The 4,632-nt window shown below is 73.6% G+C and carries 7 protein-coding genes; 4 read left to right on the top strand and 3 right to left on the bottom strand.

The window, feature by feature from the left end; all coding sequences use genetic code 11:
• Both AC1MIR_RS08990 and AC1MIR_RS08995 read left to right on the top strand, forming a co-directional pair.
• Positions 1-490, top strand: a 490-nt coding sequence (locus AC1MIR_RS08990) for a DHCW motif cupin fold protein (protein WP_480027831.1), incomplete at its 5' end; no start/stop codon positions are given.
• Between the two features lie 96 nt (positions 491-586).
• A complete protein-coding gene (locus tag AC1MIR_RS08995; protein WP_480027832.1) occupies positions 587-1,177 on the top strand; it encodes a hypothetical protein in 591 nt (196 codons plus the stop codon).
• On the opposite strand, the gene AC1MIR_RS09000 is transcribed toward AC1MIR_RS08995, so the two are convergent.
• The gene (locus AC1MIR_RS09000; RefSeq protein ID WP_480027833.1) at positions 1,164-1,862 is read right to left on the bottom strand and encodes a hypothetical protein; all 699 of its coding nucleotides are present in this window, start codon (positions 1,860-1,862) and stop codon (positions 1,164-1,166) included. The genes AC1MIR_RS08995 and AC1MIR_RS09000 overlap by 14 nt on opposite strands.
• Positions 1,863-1,939: 77 nt before the next feature.
• Complete coding sequence (locus AC1MIR_RS09005; RefSeq protein ID WP_480027834.1) at positions 1,940-2,374, bottom strand: tellurite resistance TerB family protein; 435 nt, start codon at positions 2,372-2,374, stop codon at positions 1,940-1,942.
• Between the two features lie 192 nt (positions 2,375-2,566).
• Between AC1MIR_RS09005 and AC1MIR_RS09010 the strand changes: the two genes are divergently transcribed.
• Positions 2,567-3,019, top strand: coding sequence for a GFA family protein (locus AC1MIR_RS09010; protein ID WP_480027835.1), 453 nt, complete (start codon positions 2,567-2,569; stop codon positions 3,017-3,019).
• Between the two features lie 282 nt (positions 3,020-3,301).
• Positions 3,302-4,048 carry a hypothetical protein gene (locus AC1MIR_RS09015; RefSeq protein ID WP_480027836.1) on the top strand — a complete coding sequence of 249 codons (747 nt, stop codon included), beginning with the start codon at positions 3,302-3,304 and terminating at the stop codon, positions 4,046-4,048.
• Here AC1MIR_RS09015 and AC1MIR_RS09020 read toward each other — a convergent pair.
• Positions 4,023-4,632: methyl-accepting chemotaxis protein (locus tag AC1MIR_RS09020; protein ID WP_480027837.1), on the bottom strand; the 610-nt coding region annotated here is incomplete at its 5' end. The two genes, AC1MIR_RS09015 and AC1MIR_RS09020, sit on opposite strands and share 26 nt — an antisense overlap.

A 4,632-nucleotide genomic window follows, 5' to 3' on the forward strand; every position in this document is an offset into this window, starting at 1 on the left:
CTGGACCCGGGACGGCCTCGCCACGCTGCTGCTGCCGCTGGGCGTGCCGGCCGGCCCGCCCGGGCGCGGGCTGATCGAGCTGCGCGGCCCGCCCGGCGGCCGGGCGCGCCGCCGGCGCGCCGACCGAGCCCTTGCCGCCCAAGAAGGCCGCGGGTTGATGAAGATCCCGCCCTTCCCCTTCACGGTCACCGACTGGTCGCAGGTGGAGCCGACGCGCCATCCCGGCGAGACGGGCCACGCGCTGTGGCGCACGCTGACCATCGGCGACCTGCGCGTGCGCATGGTGGAGTATTCGCCCGGCTACCTGGCCGACCATTGGTGCGACCGCGGCCATGTGCTCTTCGTCGTCGAGGGCGAACTCGAGACCGAACTGCGCGATGGCCGCCGCTTCACGCTGAAGCCGGGCATGTCCTACCAGGTCTCCGATTTCGGCGACGCCGCCCACCGCTCCGCCACGCGGACCGGCGCGAAGCTCTTCATCGTGGACTGACCCTCTTGCGCTGATTGGGCGCCTGTCGAAATCGCGCATCGCCGCGCGTCATTCCCACGGACCGGCATCACGCCGCGTCCGTCGAGGAAGGACAGGATGATGCAAGCCACGACCATGCTCGCGGCCCTCGCCGCGGCCACGATGCTCGCCGCCCCCGCCGCTGCGCAGGGTTTCGCCGACAGGGACAGGCTGGCGACGCTCCAGGGCGTCTGGGCCAGCCCCGCGCCCGAACCCTGGTATGGCGGCTACGGCACGCGCCGCTTCGAATTCGCGGATGGCCGTTGGAGCCTGGTCTTCACCCATGCGCTCGATCCCGCGATGACGCAGCGCACCTTCGCCTTCCGCACGCATGGCGCCTACGCGATCGGCGCGGCGTCCTCCGCGGTGCCCGGCGCCTTCGAGGCGGTGTTCCAGGAGGATCGCAAGCTGGTGACGCTGCTCACCGCCGATCCCGCCGTCGTCGCCGCCTTCGGCTTCGCCGCCTGCGGGCTGCGCGCCGGCCAGGAGGTGGACATCTCCGAGCGCGGCTGCGCGGGATGGAAGCCGGTGGCGCTCTGCCGGGAGGACCACGACCTGCTTGCGCTGGATGCGCGCGGCCGGCATTTCGGCGTGCGGCCGCGCGACAACGACATGTGCACGCCGGACCGCCGGCCCGCCGCGCTGCTGCCGCCCGTCACGCGGCAATAGCGCGGCACGGTCGCGCCGTTCTGTTCCCGGCGAAGCAGTAGAACAGGCCGGCGCCGCCGCTGCTGCGCAGGTTGTCCTGGCTGCAGCCGCGCGACGGGTGCGAGGTGTTCCAGGACTTCGAGGGCGCGTCGTCGCGCAGCCCGATGCGGTCGTGATGGCCGACCATGGCAGAGCCCTCGGCGCCGCTGTAGGTCCAGTTGCGGCAGGTCCGGTCCTCCGCACCCGCGAAGGCGGTGCCGTCCTCCTGCGACCCGGTCAGCACGTCATGCTCGTTCGGCGTGTCGCCGCGGCCGTTCACCACCTGGCCGCGCTCGTTCACATTGGTCTGCTTGGTCATCGCGTTGCCGGGCGAATGCAGATCCGCGACGTTGCGGGCGATGACCACGCCGAGCGCGTTCTGCCACGGCCCGGCGCCGATGCGGTCGCGGGCATTCACCGCGCCCTGCCCCTGGGTGCTGAGATAGGCGCGCCAGCTGCGGTTGCCCGCGCCCGCCGCGGCCGCCAGCGCCTGGCAATGCGCGTCGGCGCCGGCCAGGCCGCCGAGATCGGCGCCGCGCCCGATCCCGACGCTGGTCACGAAGAAGGTCATCGCCGCCGGGTTCGGCGCGGGCGATTGCGCGTCGGCGGCCGGCAGCCCAACGAGCAGGCAGCCGCCGGCCAGAAGGGCCTTTACAGCGTTTCGCATGGCGTTCCTCCGCGGCCGGGTCGGATGCCCGCCGCGCAGGAAGCATGCACCCCGATGCGGGGATGCGAAACGAAAAATCAGATGACCTGGTAGCGCGCCTTGGAAGCCCGCTCGATCGCGCCCGCGATCAGGCGGTCCAGATCGAGGCCGATGCGGAGGTCCTGCAGGAACTGCAGCTCCTCCTGCGTCGCCTCGCCATCCGCGGCACAGACCTCGCAGGCCAGCAGATAGGCGGTCTCGCGCAGGCGCATCGGCAGCGCATCGCGCAGCAGCGTCATGGCCTGGTCCAGGCCGTCGCTGCGGCCGAGCAGCCGGGTGACGGCATCGGTCACCGTCTCGATCTCCTGGCTGTGGAAATCGCTGAAGGCGGGAAGTTCCTGCACCATGCGGCTCATCGTCGCGAGTTCCGCATCGGACATCGGGCCGTCGGCGACCGACATCAGCACCATGGCGCAGACCAGCGCCTCCTGGGCGGTGAAGCGGGCGATCGGGGCCGCGCTGCGAGCAGTCATGGGCCTCTCCGGCAAACCAGGGTGGATCCTCCCTGGTCCGGCGCCGCCGGCCGGTCAAGCCGCCCGCCGGTCACGTCTCCCGCACCGGCGCGCGTCACGGCGGGGGGGGCGGATGGCGCATGCGAGAAGATGGTTCCTTGCTCCACCACCCTCGACCTAGGCTCGCCGGCGGATCGGAAGGGACCGACGACCATGGGCCAGGGCGGCTGCCTCTGCGGCGCGGTTCGATTCGGGGCCCGTTTCCCGAGCAAGTGGGTCGCGCATTGCCATTGCGGCATGTGCCGGCGCGCGCATGGCGCGGCCTTCGTCACCTGGGTCTGCCTCCCGGCCGAGGGCTTCGCCCTGCAGGAGGGCGCCGAGGGGGCGCTGGTCTGGTACGGCTCGAGCCCGGAGGCGGAGCGCGGCTTCTGCCGCCACTGCGGCTCGCCGATGCTGTTCCGCTCGCGCCTCTGGCCCGGCGAGGTCCACATCACGGCCGCCTCGCTCGATGACGGCCCGGACCGGATGCCGCAGATGCATGCCTTCTGGGACGGGCATGTCGGATGGACGCATGCCGATCCGGACCTGCCGCACCGGACCGAGGCCGAGATCCGCGCCGCCCTGGCCGTCCGGGCTGCCAAGCCTGCAACCGCGGAGCCATCCTGAATATCCATTAATTAGTATATTGCTAATATACTAGATTCATAATTGACTACGTCGGCAGGAGGGCGTGGTCATGGGTGGTCGGCCTGAAGACGCGTGTGAGCCCATCGGGGATTCGCGGTCGGCAGGATGCGCAGCATGATGCCGATGCGCCTCCCATGCTCCGGCATTGTGGCCTCCGCCTTCGGGGCGGCGCTTCTCTTGCTTGCGGGCTGCGGCGCGGTGCCGGACCCGATCCGGGATGATGGGGGGCCGACCCTGGCCGGCACGACACGGGGGCAGCCCGTGCCGGTCCTCGCGGTGGCCTCGGCGCCGCCCGCCTTGCCGGGCCCGCCGCCGGCGCTCGGCGTCGCAGGCGGCGCCGGGCTGCCGACCCTCGCCACGCTCGGCGGCGCCGGCTACGGCGCGGTGGCGATGTTCGGCGCCTGCCTGCCGAGCGGCCCCTTCGCCCTGCTCTGCCTGCCGGTCGGGGCTGTGGGCGGCGGCACCGCGGGGCTGGCTGCCGGCGCCATCGATTCCGCCCGCAGCCCGGGCACGGAGGCCGAGGCGCTGCGCCGGGCCGAGGTGCTGGCGCGCCACCTGCAGCCGGAACGGCTCGGCGCCTGCCTGCGCGACACGCTCGTGGCGCGGTCTGGCGGACGGCTGGCCGCCGCCGGCGCGCCCGGGCCGGATGTGCTGCGGACGTCTCTCGGCGAGATCCGGCTGGCACCGGAGCGAGACAGCGCGTTCAACCCCTCGAACCCGTCCCTCGTGCTGACGGTGACGGCCCGGGCCGGCTTCGGCGCGGAGGCCGGCGGCCCCGCGCGCAGCTTCACCTGGCGTGGAACGCCTTCGACCTACGCCAAATGGGCGGCCGACGAGGGGGCGCTGGTCGAGGAACAGATCGGCATCGCCCTGGGGCTGATCGCGCGCCGCGTGCTGGCAGAGATGTTCGGCGCGGCCGCGTTCCCGCTGCCGCGGGACCCTGCGGCGCTGCGCACGGCCTGCCCGCCCCCGGCCGGCGACGTCACGCCGCCCGCAACTGCGCCGTGAAGTCGCCGACCTGGGTGCGGATCGCGGCGGCCTGCGCCCCGACATCGGCGCCGGCCGTCCGCACGCGCGCGATCCCGCCCGCGCCCGCCGCGACATCATCCGTCATCTGCGCGATCTCGCCCGCCGCCTCGCTGGTGCCGGCCGCCGCTTCGGCCGCGTGGCGCGCGATCTCGCGCGTCGCCGCGCCCTGTTGCTCCACGGCGGCCGCGATCGCGCCCGTCACCTCCTCCATCCGGCCGACCGAACCGGCGATGCCGCGCACCGCGGCCACCGCCTGCTCCGTCGCGCCGCGCATCGCGGCGATCTGGGCGGCGATCTCCTCGGTCGCCTTGGCGGTCTGCGCGGCGAGGGACTTCACCTCGCCCGCGACCACCGCGAAGCCCTTGCCGGCTTCGCCGGCGCGCGCCGCCTCGATCGTGGCGTTGAGAGCCAGCAGGTTGGTCTGGCCGGCGATGTCGCTGATCAGCCGCACCACGTCGCCGATCCGTCCCGCCGCCTCCGACAGGCTCGCCACCGTGCCGTCCGAGGCGCGCGCCGCCCCCGCCGCCACCAGCGCCGGGCGCGCGCCCGACCCCCCCAGGCGC

The organism is Falsiroseomonas sp. RANM36 (assembly GCF_056682175.1).